Source organism: Lysinibacillus sp. BPa_S21 (assembly GCF_023337795.1).
Lineage (GTDB): Bacteria > Bacillota > Bacilli > Bacillales_A > Planococcaceae > Lysinibacillus.
The window spans coordinates 36,154-54,860 of record NZ_JALIRS010000017.1; the positions used below are offsets into that span (position 1 = coordinate 36,154).

The 18,707-nt window shown below is 37.2% G+C and carries 11 protein-coding genes; 4 read left to right on the top strand and 7 right to left on the bottom strand.

Annotated features, from left to right (window positions below; genetic code table 11):
* Positions 1-60 precede the first annotated feature (60 nt).
* Both MOK21_RS21545 and MOK21_RS21550 read right to left on the bottom strand, forming a co-directional pair.
* A complete protein-coding gene (locus tag MOK21_RS21545; protein WP_249076009.1) occupies positions 61-4,428 on the bottom strand; it encodes an S-layer homology domain-containing protein in 4,368 nt (1,455 codons plus the stop codon).
* Between the two features lie 776 nt (positions 4,429-5,204).
* Positions 5,205-6,773 carry a sensor domain-containing diguanylate cyclase gene (locus MOK21_RS21550; RefSeq protein WP_249076010.1) on the bottom strand — a complete coding sequence of 523 codons (1,569 nt, stop codon included), beginning with the start codon at positions 6,771-6,773 and terminating at the stop codon, positions 5,205-5,207.
* Between the two features lie 434 nt (positions 6,774-7,207).
* On the opposite strand from MOK21_RS21550, the gene MOK21_RS21555 reads away from it, so the two are divergent.
* Positions 7,208-8,119 (top strand): CAP domain-containing protein, encoded by a 912-nt coding sequence (locus MOK21_RS21555; protein ID WP_249076011.1) that lies wholly within the window; start codon positions 7,208-7,210, stop codon positions 8,117-8,119.
* Positions 8,120-8,917: 798 nt separating this feature from the next.
* Positions 8,918-10,102 carry a CaiB/BaiF CoA transferase family protein gene (locus MOK21_RS21560; protein ID WP_249076012.1) on the top strand — a complete coding sequence of 395 codons (1,185 nt, stop codon included), beginning with the start codon at positions 8,918-8,920 and terminating at the stop codon, positions 10,100-10,102.
* Positions 10,103-10,192: 90 nt separating this feature from the next.
* On the opposite strand, the gene MOK21_RS21565 is transcribed toward MOK21_RS21560, so the two are convergent.
* The 4 genes from MOK21_RS21565 to MOK21_RS21580 form a co-directional block, all read right to left on the bottom strand.
* Positions 10,193-11,638, bottom strand: coding sequence for a hypothetical protein (locus MOK21_RS21565; RefSeq protein ID WP_249076013.1), 1,446 nt, complete (start codon positions 11,636-11,638; stop codon positions 10,193-10,195).
* 614 nt (positions 11,639-12,252) lie between these two features.
* A complete protein-coding gene (locus MOK21_RS21570; protein WP_249076014.1) occupies positions 12,253-13,611 on the bottom strand; it encodes an acetamidase/formamidase family protein in 1,359 nt (452 codons plus the stop codon).
* Between the two features lie 462 nt (positions 13,612-14,073).
* Complete coding sequence (locus MOK21_RS21575) at positions 14,074-15,108, bottom strand: DUF4179 domain-containing protein (protein WP_249076015.1); 1,035 nt, start codon at positions 15,106-15,108, stop codon at positions 14,074-14,076.
* The gene (locus MOK21_RS21580; protein ID WP_249076016.1) at positions 15,105-15,668 is read right to left on the bottom strand and encodes a sigma-70 family RNA polymerase sigma factor; all 564 of its coding nucleotides are present in this window, start codon (positions 15,666-15,668) and stop codon (positions 15,105-15,107) included. Before MOK21_RS21580 ends, MOK21_RS21575 begins: the two co-directional genes overlap by 4 nt.
* Before the next feature lie 537 nt (positions 15,669-16,205).
* Between MOK21_RS21580 and MOK21_RS21585 the strand changes: the two genes are divergently transcribed.
* On the top strand, positions 16,206-16,928 hold the full coding sequence (locus tag MOK21_RS21585; RefSeq protein ID WP_249076017.1) for a response regulator transcription factor: 723 nt from the start codon (positions 16,206-16,208) through the stop codon (positions 16,926-16,928).
* Positions 16,925-18,316, top strand: a complete 1,392-nt coding sequence (locus tag MOK21_RS21590; RefSeq protein WP_249076018.1) for a sensor histidine kinase — start codon at positions 16,925-16,927, stop codon at positions 18,314-18,316. Before MOK21_RS21585 ends, MOK21_RS21590 begins: the two co-directional genes overlap by 4 nt.
* A 27-nt stretch (positions 18,317-18,343) precedes the next feature.
* Here the strand turns inward: MOK21_RS21590 and MOK21_RS21595 are convergent, their stop codons facing one another.
* Positions 18,344-18,706, bottom strand: a complete 363-nt coding sequence (locus MOK21_RS21595) for a YxeA family protein (RefSeq protein ID WP_249076019.1) — start codon at positions 18,704-18,706, stop codon at positions 18,344-18,346.
* Position 18,707 lies beyond the last annotated feature (1 nt).

The following is an 18,707-nucleotide window of genomic DNA, read 5'->3' on the forward strand; positions in this document are numbered from 1 at the left end:
TTGAGAGTTTACGTCTCTATGCCTTTTGTCGTGTTTGATACTGAAAAGGGTCTCGATTTATTAAGGTTTAATATTAGAACCAAGTTTAAAGTAAGTATTGTTAGGATTTTTTGCATCATTAGCCCATACAATATTTCCGTATTGGTCAACTGTGAAAATAAAGAAGTTATTATTTTTTGTAAATACTGGCGTATATTTCGGATCGACAGCAGGTGGTGCAGTTAAGTTTAATGTAAATTGCTTATTAGCAGGACTTTGAGCAACTAATTTATCACTACCATATGCAAGTATTGTATTGTTTTGTGTTTTAGGGTCTTTTACCAAGTCTATTACTAGTTGAGGATCGATAGTTGTAGCTCCCCCTGTTACTGCATAGTAGTAACGTTGATCAAATGATAGATCCGCATCAATATAAACAATAGCACGCATAGTTTTTGATGCTGGGACATCATCTGTACCAATATTAGTACCTGTAACTACAGCATCATCAATTCTGTTATTAATGGATCCTGGATATACATACTTACCGAAGTCTGCTAAATCAAACTTATTACCTTTATCATTGAAAATGAAATCACGTGCTTCATCTTTCATCTTAACGGTAAATGTTTTATCCGCCGTACCTGAACCAGTTGGCTTAATAATTAATTGGCTTTCATCAGTTGTTTTTGTACCTTGTGTATATTTAACAAACTGATATTGCGAAGTTATATCTTGATCGGTCTCGTCAGTAATTGTTAAGAAACTTAAATCTTTAATTGAAGAATCACCTTTTTCATCTCGCATGATGGCTTCACTGAATGAAATCGTAAACGTATTATCTGGATTACGATATACAATATTGCGTTTCTTTTCTTTATCAACTGTCATCTCAAAACGTGGTGGTGTGCCATCGGAATAGAAATCTTGTCTCATCCAACCAGCATTTGATTCATCGTGAATTCCATCTTTGGCCATATAAACTGTAAAGTTACCATACGTATCCTGTGCACCTAAATAAACAACGTATTCGGTATGTGGTGTTAAAATAATTCCTGGCATATCTAAAGTTCCAGATGCACCTTTTCCACTTTTTGTGACTGAAGGACTTGATTTAAGTTTGTCTTCTAACGTTTTTCTTTCTGCTGCCGTGTTAATAGTTAGCTTTGCATCTGGATTATCTGTTCCATCAGCATTTTTCTTTGGTACGAACCAATAATGAAGCTTTGTTGTCTCATCTGTATTGAAACTTACAGTGGCTTTCGTATCATCATAGCCTTTAGTAGTACCAGACTTCACTGCTATCTCGGTAACTAATGGTGCTTTGGAGTCCCCAAATATTTCTTTAGAAGTTATTTTGGATAGTTCTCCGCCACGGTCTTTTAATATCATATGAACCGAATAGCTTATAAATGGATTTAGTTTATCTTTATCAATAACAACCGGGAATTTCTTTGTGTCATTTTCTAAGTCGGCCGGACCAGAGCCAATTTCAATATAAATATCTTGTCCGCCTATTTGGAAGTAGCCTGATTTTAATGATGATTCAGTCGCAAATTCATTATAGAAATCTCTCTCAGTAATACCTTTATCTTTTAAATATTGCTCAAATGTTTTTGTTTCATTGTTGTCTACGACAGTATCAGGTAGCACCATGTAATAGTACGTACCCGCTTTATTTGGTTTAAACTCTACCTCTACTCGTTTATAATTATCAGATTGATCAGGTTTACTAATAACATTTTCAATCTTAATTACAGGCATATCTAATTTTTCATGCACATATTCTGCAAAGTTTCGAGCATTTTTGCCAGGTTCAACCGTATTGGCATTTTCAAATTCATTGTCTGCTAAGTCTTTAACGCCAGGTAATACGGTTACGCGTAATGTATCTCCATAGACAAAACCTGTTTCAGATGGAATTGTTAATAATACTTTTTTATCACCTTCTTTATACTCTACAGCAGAAGGTTTAATTTTCTTCTGCCCTGTCGTATTGACGATAACTGTTCCTGATAAATCGTAGTTATTTACATTTCGAGCACTTTCAGGATCTAATGCTTCATTTAGATAAATATAGAATTGGTTTTCCTTCCCAGCAGGTTCAAGTTTAGTCTTTTCCACGTATGGATTGATATTATCAAGTGCTTTCGTTTTAAATTCCTTCACTGCTGCAGGATCTTTTGAATAATTACCTGAAGCATCCTTCATTACTACATACAATTGATACTCCGTTTCAGCCTCTAAACCTGTTAACATTTCAGTAATCCCAAGTTTACCTGCAACTGCCTTGCCCTTGCCTGTTGGTTTAGCAACAATATCTGCTGTTGTTGGATCAGCTGCAGTTGTCTTTTTACGGACATAGTAGTAATAGTCGCCTGGCTCACTTGCTGTAAATGTAAACTCTGCACGTTTTCCGCCATGTAAAGGGTTTACTTTTAAATCTTTAACGACTGGCGGTGTTGCATCTTTCATTTGGAATGATTGCGATTTAATATCCGAAACATTTTTCGCTCCATCAACGACCATCACGTAAACGACATATTCTTTTTTCTCACCTAAATTAGTGACTTTAAAAGTGTTTTTGCCATTTACTGCTGCGCCTGTTCCACTTGCTACATTGTCACTAGAAATGCGATTGACCATTTCTTTTTTCGTCGGTGCATCAGCGTCTTTTTCACGAACAATATAATAGTAGGTTCCAACTTTATCTGAAGTGAAGTCTACCTGAATATCACTACCATTTAAAACTGTTACATTCGTAATGTCGATTAACGGTTTTGTTTTATCCGCTGGTTTTTGATTATCAATATCGTCTTTATCGACTGGTTTACCGTCTTCATCTACTATATTGCCGATATTATCTTTATCCTCTAGGAAGTCGTCGAAGATATTATTCGGCGACTCATCCTTCGGCATAATAACTTTATCAACATATGTGTAATCTCCAAGATCAACCCAACCATATACATTATCAACATACAGCGTGCCTACTCGACCATCGATATACAGCTCTAAATCTGTATAGCTATTGTAGTTAATCCAGTCGATATTGCCAGTTCCGTAAATTGTCAGCTTTGTTTCTGTATCAAGGTTCAATGTGCCGATATTTCCTTGAATCTCAAATTCACGGACATTCCCGATGATGTCTACACGTGGTAGCTTCGTATTTGTTTCGATTTTTGTACCGCTTTGAGAGACAACGAGACGCGAAACAGTACTGTTATAAAATTCAATATGTTTTTCAACATTTTTCATCGTCACTTTATCTTTAGACCAGTTCTCAAATGGCTTGTTTTTGTCAGGATTCTTGTCGGAATTCTGATCTGCCCAATCTTGAAGATCTGTTGTCGAACCGTTATTGGATGAGCCTTCACTATTTGGATTATCTGGATTAGACCAGTTGATAAATCCAGTATTAGTACTTGCAATACGGCCAAACGAAATTGGCTGATAGTAGCCTAATTGTAAAGGTGGGCGAACTGTTTCGTTGACAAGCATTGTACCAGTCAATGTAACATTGGAAAATTCAATATAGTTCCCATTGACAACGATTGTCGCTCCAAAGGATCCATGATTACCATCAAACTCTAGAAATCTAGATTTTGTCCCACTAGCATTCAATGTGAGCTTCGAAACAGAGCGAATCGTTTTTCCTGAAAGATTCCCTTCAATAAGTGCACCTTTTAATACCGGTGCATTATCTTCGTTAAAAATATGCGAGAGACTTTCCGGAACTGCGTATGGCTCAGCATTTATGTAGACAATATCGTCTTCAACACCTGTAATCTTGAAAGATGTGGCGTTGTTCTTTTTCTCTTGTGAACGCACAATAAAAGATGACATTTGTCCACGTGTTACGGGATTATACGGTGAGAAAGTGACAGGTGTTGTTCCTTCTGTAATTTTTAAATCTACTAAAGTTTGAATATAGATCGCGTTGCTTGTTTGGCTAGTTACATCTTTGAAACTATGGTTGTAATTAGATGCTACCTCAAATTTAAAGCCGAGCGCTAAAATTTTTGCTAATTGCCCACGTGTCATCACTTCATTAGGCATAAATGTTCCGTTTGAATATCCAGACATGATTCCTGCGTTTTGTAATGCAGCTATATACTTGTAATACTCACTGCTTTTTGGGACATCTTTAAAATATGGATCTTGAACATTTTTTAAATCTAAGTTTAAAACGGTCGCTAACATTTTTGCTGCCTGACCACGTGTTACATTTTGATATGGTCGAAAAGTATTATCTGGATACCCACTAATTGCACCTTGAGAGTATAACTTTAAAATATTGTCGTAATGGCTTGAATATTGGTTAATATCCTTAAATGGTGAAGTAGCTGCAGCTGCCGTTTGTGGTGGCACTACAGCAGCAATCCCACTAGTAGCAAAAACAGTTGCTATGAGTGCTTTGTTCACCTTTTGGACTTTTGTTTTATCCATCCCACTCTTCCTTCCATCTATGTATTTGATACGTTCAAAATATCATTTTCCTCATACCCTTTATATCGACAGGTTGATAGTGAACCTTCATAGATAAATCTAAATTAATGGAAGAAAGTTGTTAATAATAATTAGCAAAAAAGGTTCCCCATCATAACGTGAGGTTGATCTCCGTTCCGACTGGGCGCTTTGTTGTTGGTGTTGTTGTTGTTGCTGTCGCTTTCGCACAGAGCAAAGCTTCCTGGGGGCGTCCGATGAGCATCTTCACTCGCGTTGCTCACGAAGGCGTTATCACAGGACGTGATGCTTTTAGCCTTCGTTCCTCTATATCGCTAATCCCCGAGGAGTCGCCCAGTCTCCACTCCAATCAACTTATACAATGGCATACGTTTTGTTTCAACCTTTGTGATGAATCAAAAAACTATCTTAGACACTGTACACTTTCAGCCATCCAAATCTCATTACTAACCAATCCCTTATCTTTTTTCGATTTCTTTTCCCTTTAACATAAAAAAAAGCCAAGGCGCATCGGTGCTCACTTGGCTTTTGACGATATATAGGCATACATCTAGATGTACTTGCGATGTCATAAGGGAAAGGGGGATAACCTTACATCTTGTCAAGTCGATCAAGAGATGTGTCCCGAGTTTACGTATCATTTTAAACATCCTTTTTAAGTCATATAGGGGATGACTTAAAAATAGCTTGCCCAAATGATCGTTGCATTAATCATGTACCCCAAAATTTAGAAATGTACACTTATTTTAAACATTTTTTTATTTATTTTCTTGCTCTCCAACTATGACTCGATTCCGTCCGGCTTGTTTTGCAAGATACAATGCACTATCCGCAACTTCAAATAACTTTTCTGTCGTGTCGGCCATTTGTGGATACACTGCCACACCTGCTGATAATGTAACCGGGCGACCACAAGGACTTACAGTATGTGCTAAAATATCGCGCAGTTGTTCAGCCACCTGTGCCGCTTCCTCAGCCGTAGTAGCCGGCAATAACAGCACAAATTCCTCCCCTCCGTAGCGACAGCAAACATCTCCCTCACGAGCGACGGCTTTCATATTGTAGGCTAAAAATTGTAACACTTTATCACCTACTGCATGACCATACGTATCATTAACACTTTTAAAATGATCTAAATCAAGCAAAATGAGGGCATGTGGCGACTCATTATCGAGCCATTCCGCTAGCATCGCATCCATTGTGCGACGATTAGTTAGACCTGTTAACGGGTCTGTTGTAGATTGATCTTTAAAAAAGGACACCTGTCCCTGTAAAAATGTTAAACTCCGAACGAGAGCGCTTTTAAGATAATGCGCTTCAAAATACCAACTACGTACAGCTTTCAAGCCTTCTACATTTTTCGATTCCATGCTTTCCTCTGTTAAAGTAGCTAATTGCTGTAAGGGATTTGCAATACGCGCTGCCGCCCAAAGGACAATTAAAATTGAAATTAGCATAATCGGAATGGATTTTATAGCAACTTCCTGTACTCTATCAAACGAAGGAGCTAATGCTACATCTATCGGCCTTTGAGCCACTACTCCCCAACCCGTTAAAGGTACGGTACTAAAACCAGCAAGCATTTCAACTCCTTTAGTATTCACTACTTGAAAAGCCCCGCTTTTTCCAGAAACTACTGCTTGGACAACTTTATTATCAATAACGATATCATTAACGCGACTTGGGTCCTGATGATAAATAACACGCCCATCCGAATCAACTACATATACATATGATCCATCATGATAATAATGCTCTCCGAGTAATTCATTAAAAACATTTCGTTCCTTTAAATAAATTGTCCCAGCTACCATTCCTAAATATTCATTTGTCTCTGAAAATATAGGATACGATATAAAAATAAGGAGCCTCCCCGTTATTCCCTTATAAGGCTTTGAGACAAGAGGCTTCTTTTTAGATAAAGCCTCCTTTGCTCCAGCAGATGTTAACACTGCACCTTGTACCTCTTCAGATGGTGGTGAAATAGATAATACACGACCTTCTGCATTTGTGATCAGGACAGAATTAAACATGTCATTTTGCATTTTCAAACGCTCAGTTTCCTGATTCAAAGCATTGCTATCATGCATTTTCGTTTTTATCGTACCAGCGCTATATCCTAAAATTTGAAAAGATTCTTCAAGATAGGAACTAGCAGTTGTTGCTAATTTTTGTGCATAGACTCGATTCGTTTCAAGCGTATTCTCTTTAATCGAGTCAACATTCATTCGGTAACCACTCCAAATACTACCGATACCTGTTAAGATAAAAGCAGCTATCGCAACTCCCATGATTAAATACTTTAACTTTATCTGTTTTGATTTCATTTTCTATCTTTTACCCCTAGTTTATAATTTCCTCTATTATTCTATTAAAGCACAAAAAAATTCCTTATTAAGAAAATTTCTTATAATGAGTGAAAAGTATTTGTAAAAATAGTAATTCTCAAGACCCTCTTATTACAAAAGTAAATAGTAGGCCCGCTATCATAACGTGGGTTGATTTCCGTTCCTGCTGAGCGCTTTGTAGCTGCCGCTTTGCTTTCACGCAGAGCAGAGCTTTCAGGAGTCGCCCAGCCTCCACTCCAATCAACTTATTGGCACACATTTAACAGATATCATCCCTTCAGAAGCCATATAGTAGGGAAAGTTCCATAATTTTAGCATCGTTAACCGAACAAAAATATAGTAATTTATATCTATAAAACTTTTAGTATTTCGATAGATTTTTATTATAAATTTATTTTAAAGAGGGTTTTAATATGTCGTTACGTAAAGTAGCTCCAATAATGGTTGGTTTTAGTATGGCTCTATGGACAAATACTTCTTTCCACCTAAATAAGTCAGCTCGTTTGAATGTAACAAAGACACAAAAATCTTTATCACTATACAGCTTCCAAAGTGACTATAAAATGAAATGGCATCGATTAGAAACAGACTACTCCCAATTTTCCCTCGTAGGAAGACATAATTCTAATGAGGTTGGAGGATATGAAACACGTACGGGGCATAGCGTATTTGGTATTCGTATCAGTGCTAATCGAATAGATGTAAATAGAAAATACGGTCTTCCGCTTAGTTCCATTCAATATGAACATACAAGCTATTTGCTCGATTACAATGATTGTAAAGGTAATATTACACATGGGACCTATTTCATTGATGGTCACTATGTTACTTTTTTCTATGATTTACACAAAAACAATATTGTTCGTTCTATTGTTTGGATTCATGCCAAAACAGAATTTAGTAAACGTGGTTATTATGGCAAGCCCTCTAACGAACTACGAACAGGGCTTGAAGATTTAATGGTTGACCTTATTAACCATGAGCGAGTAATAGAAGGTTTACTGCCTCTCATTTATGACAAAGGGTCTAATCCTATTGCACGGCAGCATAGTAGCAATATGATCACACATCAATTTTTTAGTCATGAAGATCATAAAGGTAATCATTCCAACGACCGCCTCACTGCTGGTGGAGTTAATCACTATTGGTATGGCGAAAATATAGCACAAGGTCAGCACAATAGTATATTTGCTCATGAAGCACTGATGAATTCAAAGGGACATCGTATAAATATTTTAAGGAAAGAGTTTACACATGTTTTTGTTGGTGTTTGCTTTAAAGATAACGGTGCACCCTATTATACGGTTAATTTTTATTCTAAGTAGTTGAACGGTTGAAGTTAATCAACAATATATATACAAAAATCTCTATGCAGAAATGTAAGGCACTGAAAAACTTACTTTTTTATAATAGTGAACCTTTTCCAGATAAAAATAAGGCGCTTCTTGTTCAATTTTGAACAGGAAGTGCCTTATTTCTGTCTCTATTTCTTATTTATTTTCGTTTAGTAGCTTTAATATACGTAAATCGCCATGCATGGACTTAAATTAAGAAGTTTCTTGATTTGAAATCATCAGTGCACATTAATTCTTTTAAAGGAAAGCGTTGCTAAAATAATAGAATGATACATTGCGTTGTTTGGAGAAGCATCGCTCGACTCCTGCGGGAAAGCGAGACAGACGAGACCCCGCACGAAGCGAAGCGTAGGAGGAGGCTCGGCGCTCGCCCGCGGAAAGCGAGCGGAATGCTTCGGAAAACAACAGTAGGGTCACAGTGCCAATGGAATTAGCAATAGAGGAGCGTAGGCCATAAACATCGCGTCTGTGGTAACGTATTCGTGACCAATCCCGTGTTTTCTGTAGCACCCATTCAGAACGGAAATCTATATTCTAAATTTTTTTACTTTTTTTGTTATTCTGACATATAATTTTTTGACTAATTATTTTATAATAAAATTTAACATAGTCAAGCCATCAATTCTTCTGTTATAATACTGATAATTTACATTCTATCTGTAGTAATACAGTGTGAATAAATGCTTTTCACAAAATGGGGATTATGAGAAAAGCGCTACAATGCATTCTTAAATACAATGTAGCCTACACAAAAAGGGGTTGGGAGATTTGGGTATTTTAAAGGGGTTAAAAATTCTCGATTTTTCTGCATTACTACCGGGTCCAATGGCGACAATGATATTTGCTGATCTAGGCGCTGAGGTTATTCACGTTGAATCATCAAAACGCGTAGATTTAACACGTATTATGCCTCCTTACGACGATGACCATGAGGCATATATTCATCAACATTTGAACCGTTCTAAAAAATCATTAACATTAAATTTAAAATCGCCTGAAGCTATAGAAATTGTTAAGTCACTTGTTAAAGAGTACGACATCATTATCGAAGGATTTCGACCCGGTGTCATGCAACGACTTGGCATTGGCTATGAAGCGCTAAAAGAAATAAATCCTAAAGTTATTTATTGTGCTATTACAGGCTATGGACAAACTGGACCATATAGCAATCGGCCAGGACATGACAATAACTATTTATCATTAGCTGGCATACTTGATTACTCACGCCATAAAGATAAAAAACCTGTCTCAATGGGTATTCAGCTAGCAGATATTGCTGGGGGCACGATGCATTCAGCAATTGGCGTACTCGCAGCTGCTTTACATCGTGAAAAAACAGGTGAAGGGCAATATATTGATATAAGTATGACCGATGCTGTATTTTCACTCAATGCTATGTATGGATCTGCCTATATTGGCGGTGGCCGTGTTCCTCAGCCCGAGCAGGAAATTTTAAATGGTGGTAGCTATTATGACTTTTACAAAACAAAGGATGGCCGATTTTTCTCGGTAGGAAGTCTTGAACCTCAATTCCGGAGATTACTCTGTGAAGCGCTTGATATTCCTGAGCTCATTGATAATACGTTTAATGATTCCTACTACACACAAATTCGTTTTAAAGAAGCTGTTCATGATGCGTTCTTATCGAAGACTTACGAAGAATGGCTTGAAGTATTTAACGAGGATTTCGAGGGATGTGTCGAACCAGTTTTAACATTTCCAGAGGCATGCGAGCATCCTCAGCTGAAGGCTCGTGATATGATTGTGGATATTCCCAAAAGCGACGGTACTACGCAAAAACAAATTGCATCTGCTTTCAAGTTTGATGGTGTTAAGCCACAGTACAAGCATGTCGGTGCCAAGCTTGGAGAGCATAATGATGAAGTATTATCTTCACTTGGCTATAGCGTCGAGCAAATCGCAGACTTAAAGGACAAAGGGGTTTTAGAATAATATAGGTCCACTGCACAAATAAAAAGAGTGTCTAATGCTGTATTTATCATACATTAGACACTTTTTTTATTTCTAATCCGCTGATAGTAATTAAACATACGCACTTATAAAGACTCGTAGCTTTTCGAAATGATCGTCAATGAGTAAATACTTTTTATAAATTTCCATTAGTTTTTCAAACAGCTCATACTGCTCCGTCACAAATAAAACTTTTAAAATATTGAGCATATGCAAGGATGCGCTCTGTGCTACCCAATAGTAGGGCGTTTCTAGTTGACGATAATGTCGCCGCCATTCGTCCACAGATAAGCCGATATGCTGTAATGAATTATTAACATGGAGAGCAATATCCTGCTGAACTGATGCCTCAATCGCAATAAATTGCTCATTGCTATAGTTACGCTGCACTAAAGTGGCGTGTATTTTTTTATTGGAGGCTAGTACATGCTCCTTTAAAAGCAGAAGCCCCTCTTGATAACGCCCCTTTTTTACATAATGGTCCAGCAATACTGCATACAAGTTTTCTAAAAAATTAAGTTCATAATTTTTAATAAGGGCAGGAGGCGTTGGTTTACGATTCGGCAATAAATCCTTATATTCCAACAAAATCTCTATCGCGTAATTATTAAGTCGTTCATCCTCTAATAAATACTCACCGTAGTGAATAACAGTTTCATGCTTCTGTTCTTGATGTGCTATATGAAACTGCAGATAGGCAATCAGAACTTTTTCTTTCTCTGTCAATGCATACATTGAATAACGCCAATCCGCTTCAAAGGAAGTAATAAAAGCTTTCACGCATCGATAATCCCCTTCTGATAAGCGATAGTGCGTTACAATTTGATAAAGATGTAACTGCTTTTTTGCTATACAAGTAGAATTATGATTATCCACATAAGTTATACACTTATCCATAGTTTTTCTATAATTATCAACAAAGTTATCCACATATACACAAGTTTTTTTTGTGGATTTCTCAACATGCTCCATCATTTCATGGATAAATGTGAATTGTTCTAATGGTTTGTGGATAAACAGTGAATAAACCTTTTTCAGGAAAAGCCAATGCCAAAAAAGGTCTTCTTCTTTATAAATCATATGCACAAAATATTCATTTTCAAATTTATATAAAAATATAGTTTGTAGTTCGTTCACTGGCATTGTCACTTGCATTCTTTTCCCAAAAATTAGCCAGATTAATCTTTCTAAGTCCATTGTATGCTGTGCAAAAAGCTGCTCAAAAAAGGTCTCCTTGCCTTTTTGCGTATAAAAAAAAGCATTGAGACGTTCATTGACAAATTTAGCTTCCAAACCATGCTTGTTAAAAAAAGTTTGCATTTCTGTCGTTACACGACCCCAATATTTTCGCGCAGTTGAAAACGCAATATTCATCGCTGTTTCCTCATTCACTAAAAATAAATTTGGTGAAAGTGCAGTACCTAGAATTTTCGGGTCTACCGGTGAGTCAATCTCTGCCTCTAACCATTTTGAAAGTAATTTTTCAGCACCCTTTTCACCATTTTGTTTATATGTCATGTATAACCGCTCATCACAATCCAACAGCATGCAAATGGAGCCCCCTATCAAATTCAACCAACAAAGATCTTCCCCTATCACGTAAAATTCTTTTAACACTCTTTCTTCAATATAACAAATCTTATCCAACATATGCTAAAGAAATCGTGATCTGCATAGAACAAAATATTCGTGTAAAATCGACAACTCCATTTACAGCAGCATAAAAAAAGCCATCTATAACGGGTAAATACCTCATAGATGGGGAAAAAAATTAAGTTTCCGTTTTTAAAGAAGAACCGCAATGAGCTATTGGACAATCACTCATAAGTTGGTAGCCCATTTGTATTGTCACAATAGCTCATTACCTACGCCAACCCAAAGCTAGCGCCATAGATGCATAACTTAGACAGCTATGCATCACTTACCAAAACAATTAAAAAAGCATTCTCACAACAGTAGACGAGCAACCGGAAAAATAGTTACAAAAAAATTCGTCTAGACGAATTTTTTTCTGCATCGAAAGCGCAAGCGCAATGTTACTCTTTTCGCAGTACAAAATTCAATTGTTTTTTGCTCTATAAAAAAAAAGCAAACTATGAAATTTTCTAGTTTGCTTTCTTTTCTGTCCGCCATTAATCATATTGTTTTTTCACGGGCTTATAAATTCGGGCTTTTTTTAGTACTGTTTTAGGTACTTGGAAGGTTGCTGTTACGACACCTGGATGACGACCAATTTCAATCGATCCTGTAATCGTCGCTCGATTCATAACCTCTGGCTCGCTCATCTCAAAAAGCTTTGCGGCACGGCTTATAGCGTTAGTTGTTGCTTCATTTAATGATGTCCCAGAGCCAACAATTGATACAGGAAATACTTCCTCCAACTGCTTTACGCCGAACTCATCTGCAAGCTCACGTGCACGACGTTTTTCTTCCTTTGTAAAAGGTTTAGCCGTATAAGGTAAATCCTCTGTATTCGGCAATAAAATAGGGCCATCCAAAGCTACTTTTTTCAACACACTTACTTGAAGTTGAACAATACCAGCAACATCCGTTGTATGTCCTGCAATTTCACCGTCCCCTTGCATTGCGTGCATATCACCAATATACAAACCACCTCCTGGAACCTTTACTGGACAAATAATTGTTGCCCCCTCACGAACACGGCTTATATCCATATGTCCATCTGTACGGTGTCTATCTAATTCATCCTGCGTAAATGCATATTCATGAGGTGCACCGATTAAAAACGAACCAAAATCACCAGCATTATGGGAGTCTGGCATCGCCTTTGATGGTGTCGTTCCAAGCTGCCCTAAAAACGGTCGCATTCTTGCCATAACACCAATCAAATCACTTGGGGCCAATGCAACTACAGGGTTTTGCACAGATTTTTCAGGTGTACGCATATAATTTTTAGCATCAAGGGCAATACGACGAGCCCCTTCTCGGCCAACAGTCACACCAATATTCCCTTTATGATCTAACGCCATCGTATAGCCATTCGTCATGTTAAAAGGTGATGTTTCTGTATCACATGTTGAACAACGAATGGCCTGTCGACCTATCCCTTTGACAACTGTGCTTGGATGAAGCTTACCACAGCCTGGACATTTTACTGATACGAATGGATCCCCAATAAATCGATCTACGATTGCCTCATCGGGCCCAGATGCTGTTGCTATTGATGTTACCTGGATTGATTTAATCTTGATAACAATGGCATCCCCTACCTCTGCCCCTTCTACAAATACAGGCTTTGTTACTTCATGTCCGCCACGAATCGTTGGTGTTAGCATCGGGCCCCAACAGCCTGGCGTTGTATTAGCAATAATTGTGCCACCGTCTTTGACCGGACCAAGCATTTTCTCTCGTGGATCTAAAATTCCATCTATGAACTCATTTACGAATAATGTTTCGACGGCTAGTTGACCCTGTACAAGGTCCTCACTTTGCATTCCTTCTTTTTCTAGTACATGCAATTCGCTTGTCATTTCTTTCATCACGCTCCTAGTTTTTATTTTATGTATATAGATGATTGTTACATTTGATTTCAACACTTTTTATAAATTTAGTGATTTGTCGATTGTAAAACTTATTTCGACATCAAGTTTGATAGTTCCTGCCATTTCGAGGGGAATGTCACTAATTGTATGTATGCAAACTCGAAGTCGCGTTGAAATCCTTTTTTCTTTATGCATTATTTTCGTCCAATAGAAAGGCTATTGAGTACATGGAAAATTATGCCGTTTAATTTATGTATTTTCAACCATTTAACATAAAAAAGCACAGACTCATACAAATGTATTTAAATTTCCAATGACAATTTACAATAATAAAGGGTCTTTGTGCTTTTTGATGGCACAAAAACCCTTTCGTCTATCTTTATTATGATATTTAATCTCCTAGTGCGAGTTTTTTCATGGTCAATCTTCACACGTTTTCAACGGCTACTGTTAATTTAATGGGATTGTCACAGGATCCATCTCTTTTAATTCCGTACCTTTTCCTGATCCCAAGGAGAAATAAATAACAGGGACAAATGTAATGGAAGTAGCAGTTGGATTGATCGCCTGTACAGTGGCACTTGATTTATAAGAAATACCACCGTCGCGACTTGCAGCACCATTTCCATTTACCACATAAGTATTGCCTAAATTATCTCGTAGTTCATCAAATTGAACTGTAACTTCTGGCCACTTCTTTAACACTTCTGGAATAGTTTCATACTCAAAACGAATAACAGTTGACATATCATTTTTTTCAAGGGCTGTAAATCGAGCCGTGACATCATAGTTTGAAACAGTTTCATTGACTAGCTGTAGCTCACCTGCTAACTTAGAGACCTTAAAATTAAATGCCCAATCCCCTTCCACTTTTGTATCATTATTCACATTGAGAAAAGCTTCTGGTTTCCATATTACTTCTAATTCATCTGGTGCCTCTTTATCAAAATGAGGTGTTATATTTGCTAACCCTACATATTTATTATCACTTATCTTTTCAAGTCGAGTACTTCCTCCACCACCTACAGCTCCTTTGATATCTATGAAATCTCCTTCTATAAACGGAGAATCTCCTAAATCTTTATCTGTTTCAAGTGCAAAAGAAATTGTCATTGATGTACCGTCATACACAGCATTTTCTATCATCATAGATAAGCCATTACTAGAATGAACCTGTCCAATTTCCGTTGCATAACTATCAAAGTTCTCCAGCATTGTGCTTTTATTATCAAAATAACTAGCAATATTTTTCATAAACGGAATTTGTGAAGCAAGTGTAGGAAAAGCAATACTTACGGAAGTTACCATACTGACGCCAATTATCGCCGCCGCTGCTATATGACGCACCCATTTTGGCATACGCTTTCTTGTTGCTTGCTTCTTTAAAACCGTTTGTTTAAGGTTCATTTTTCGTTGTGCAGATAATTCGATTGGTTCAATTTGATCCACATCCAGGTCCAGCCACTCTTTATAACTTTTAGTCATATAAATGCCTCCTCCAACTGTATTGTTGTTGCTAGCTTCTTCTTCCCTCGATAAAGTCGGTTTTCTACGGCTGCTTTTGATAAATGCAGCGCTTCTGCTATCTCAGAATTCGTTAATTGCACATAATACTTCATCATGAAAATATCTCGATCAATATTTTCCAAGTGACTAATAGCAATTAGTAAATCGTTTCGTTGCTCCTTTTTCAAAAGCTCCTGCTGTATATCTTTTATGCCAGGCTTTTGCAAAAGCTCCTCGTCCCCTTTTTCTCTTTGCTGTTGCTTTTCAAGCTTACGGAATAAATCTATGGCTTTATATTTTGTCAGCATCCCTATCCATTTTTTGAAATCCTCTGATTCGCCCTTAAATTGCTTTGAATTTTGCCAAATGGCTAGGAATACATCATTAACACAGTCATCAATAGAATCTTTATTAATACCGGAAAGAACCTTATATGCTATCGCATGTACGAAGCCAGAATAATGTTCAATTACATACTCAAGCGCATCTTCTTTTTGGTTTTGTAAACGGCTAATGAAGTTTTTAGATGTACATCTCAACATTTTGCCCCCTTTATGTTTATTTGAAAAAGCTTCTTCACTAACTATATCGAAACTCAGTCACTAAAACTCTCAACTATTTCTGTGGAAAATGAAGATTTCTAAAAAAACCTTCAGTAATGTTTCAATCTCCTCTTTCAAGCGAGTTTCATTTATAATGAGTCACATAAGGAACTTCAATCTGTTAGCAGATCCCAAGCTAAGATGGTCACTTCTTAAAGAAATTTATCACCCACGACTCTATTCTGGTTAAATAGATCAAACTTCTTTAGGACTCATTACAAAAAATCAGGGATGAAATTTGTTAAAACATAATATTTGGAGTGAAGACGTGGTGAATTCTTGGCGACCAATATCACAAATAAGATTCTGGAGTGAACGAGTAGAGGAACAGTAATCAACTCCACATTATATTGAATAATCTTTTTAGGATAATAAAGAATTGTTTATCGGGCTACTGCTAAACTTAATAGCTATACGCTATTCTTAAAATTCTAATGACGATTTACAACATAAAGAAGAAAGGACGTGTGAACAATGCAAGAACCAACTATTTTAGTAGTGGATGATGAGGCAGATTTAGCGAACCTCCTAAAAGTTAGCCTACAAAAAGAAGGTTATAAGCAAATTCATACAGCTGGCTCCATACAAGAAGCGTGGACGAGCTTTCAACAGACACAACCCGATATTGTACTTCTTGATGTGATGCTTCCCGATGGTGAGGGCTATGATTTATGTCGACGCATTCGAGAAGTGTCGCATGTGCCGGTGCTTTTCATGTCAGCAAAGAATGAAGAAATTGATAAAATTTTAGGGCTCGCTATCGGAGGGGACGATTATATTACGAAACCTTTTAGTCCTAAAGAGGTTGCCTATCGTGTGAAGGCACAGCTTCGCAGAGCTGGCTATCAAACGCAAGAAGCAGCTTCAGTAACTTCCGGGAAGTCGATTCAAGTTGGTCCATTTTTACTTAATGGAGATGAAACGGAGGTACATAAGGACGGCGATTTATTGGAACTAACGGCGAAGGAAATCGGTTTGATGGCTTGCTTTATGAATAATCCTAATCGAATTTTAAGTAAAGAAACGCTGTTTGAGCGTGTATGGGGAGAGGACTTTTTCGGCTCAGACAATACTGTTATGGTGCATATTCGACGACTGCGTGAAAAGGTTGAAAATGATGCATCAAAGCCTATGTATATTACAACTGTAAAAGGGCTTGGCTATAAATTTGTCATTCCAAAAGAGGAGCAAGCATGAAATGGAGATTAACAGCTAGATTCCTTCTGTCTGTGCTGTCTATTGTTATTATTGTAATTTTCGTGAATACAGCCATTTTAATTAGTTTTTTCATTTTCCAACAGACCAATAAATACGATCAAACAACTTCGTATACAGAAGAAAACTTCGTACGCGAGTTCCAACAGTATATTGATATAAATAATGAAACACCTGCAGTAAGCAAGGATGGACTTCAACAATTGCATCAGCGAAATGCTTGGATTCAAGTACTTGATCATAATGGACAGGTCGTTGAAGCCCATTTCGCTCCAGATCAAGCGCCTTCACATTATGCGCCGATTGACTTAATTCAAGTTTATAAATATAAAGAATTCGATGTCGACACAACCGTATATGTGGGAAGTAAAGAAAGTTTTAGTTATCTTATCGGCATCGAAGGAAGTGGCGTTACTAGATATGTCACTCATTTTTCTGGGTCATCCGTATTACAGTTCATTGGCAAGTTTGGTTTACTCATTGTCATTGCTGATTTATTAGTAGCTACACTCGTTGGCTGGCTTTTCGGTCGAACGTTGACCAAGCCTCTTCACGCAATGATTGAACGTATTCGTCATTTAAAGAATCGTGAGCATGTGACGAGCAAAATGCCAGGCGGTGTGTACAAACCCGTTTTTGAGAATTTAAATGAAGTATCGAGAGAGCTTGCTGCACATGAGCAGGAACGTAAACGATTAGAAATGATGCGCGAGGAATGGATTAGCAATGTCTCACACGATATGAAAACACCTCTTGCCTCGATTCGTGGTTATGCGGAATTACTGAATGATGGAAAATTAACGCCTTCTGAACAAACAGAATATACTCAGATTATCGAAAAACAATCATTGCATATGCAAAATTTACTGGATGATTTAAATTTAACTATGCGCTTACGACATCAACAGCTTCCGCTCAGCTTAACCGAGGTAAACATGGTGCAATTTATTCGTGAAATCGTTATTGATACACTCAATACACCACAATATGAGCAAGCTAATATTGAATTTAATGCAACTAAAGATGTTATCAAGCATCACATTGACGAACATTTTATGCGACGAGCAGTGATGAATTTTTTACACAATGCATTGCTTCATAATCCTTCTGATGTTTCAGTTAATGTTCTTGTTGAAGATCATTCTATTACGATTTCTGATAACGGTAATGGCATTTCTGCAAAAGACCTTGAACATATTTTTGAGCGCTATTATCGAGGGACAAATACTGAGCAAACACATGGTACTGGGTTAGGTACTGCTATCGCTAGAGATATTATCGAAGCGCACGGAGGAACTGTCACTATGACCTCAGAAGAACAACAAGGGACAACTGTCAGCATTCATTTACCAGAAGAAAAAGAGGAGTAGCCCTTTATTTGGGACTACTCCTTCTTGTTATTTCTTCATTAGCTCCTGTACTTTTGCAGGTAGCTCATTGAATTTTACTTCATCATATGATGTAACTTCCGTTTCTTTTTTTACATAAAGCTTCATGTATGCATCGTGACGTAAATTTTTCTGAGCTGAAAACTTTAATGTTTGCTCTTTACCGTTTTCGTCATAAGCAGGTACCTCATACCAATACGACTTCATTATTTCACCATCACTTGCCTTGAATTCCTCTACTTCACCGTCAGTAGTGATATGAACATAGTAAGCTTCTTTATTTAAACGATTAAAATCTACAGTCATCAGAACAACAAGACCTGCTACGAACAACAAGAACAATGCTCCTATACCTAAGAAAACCTTTTTCATA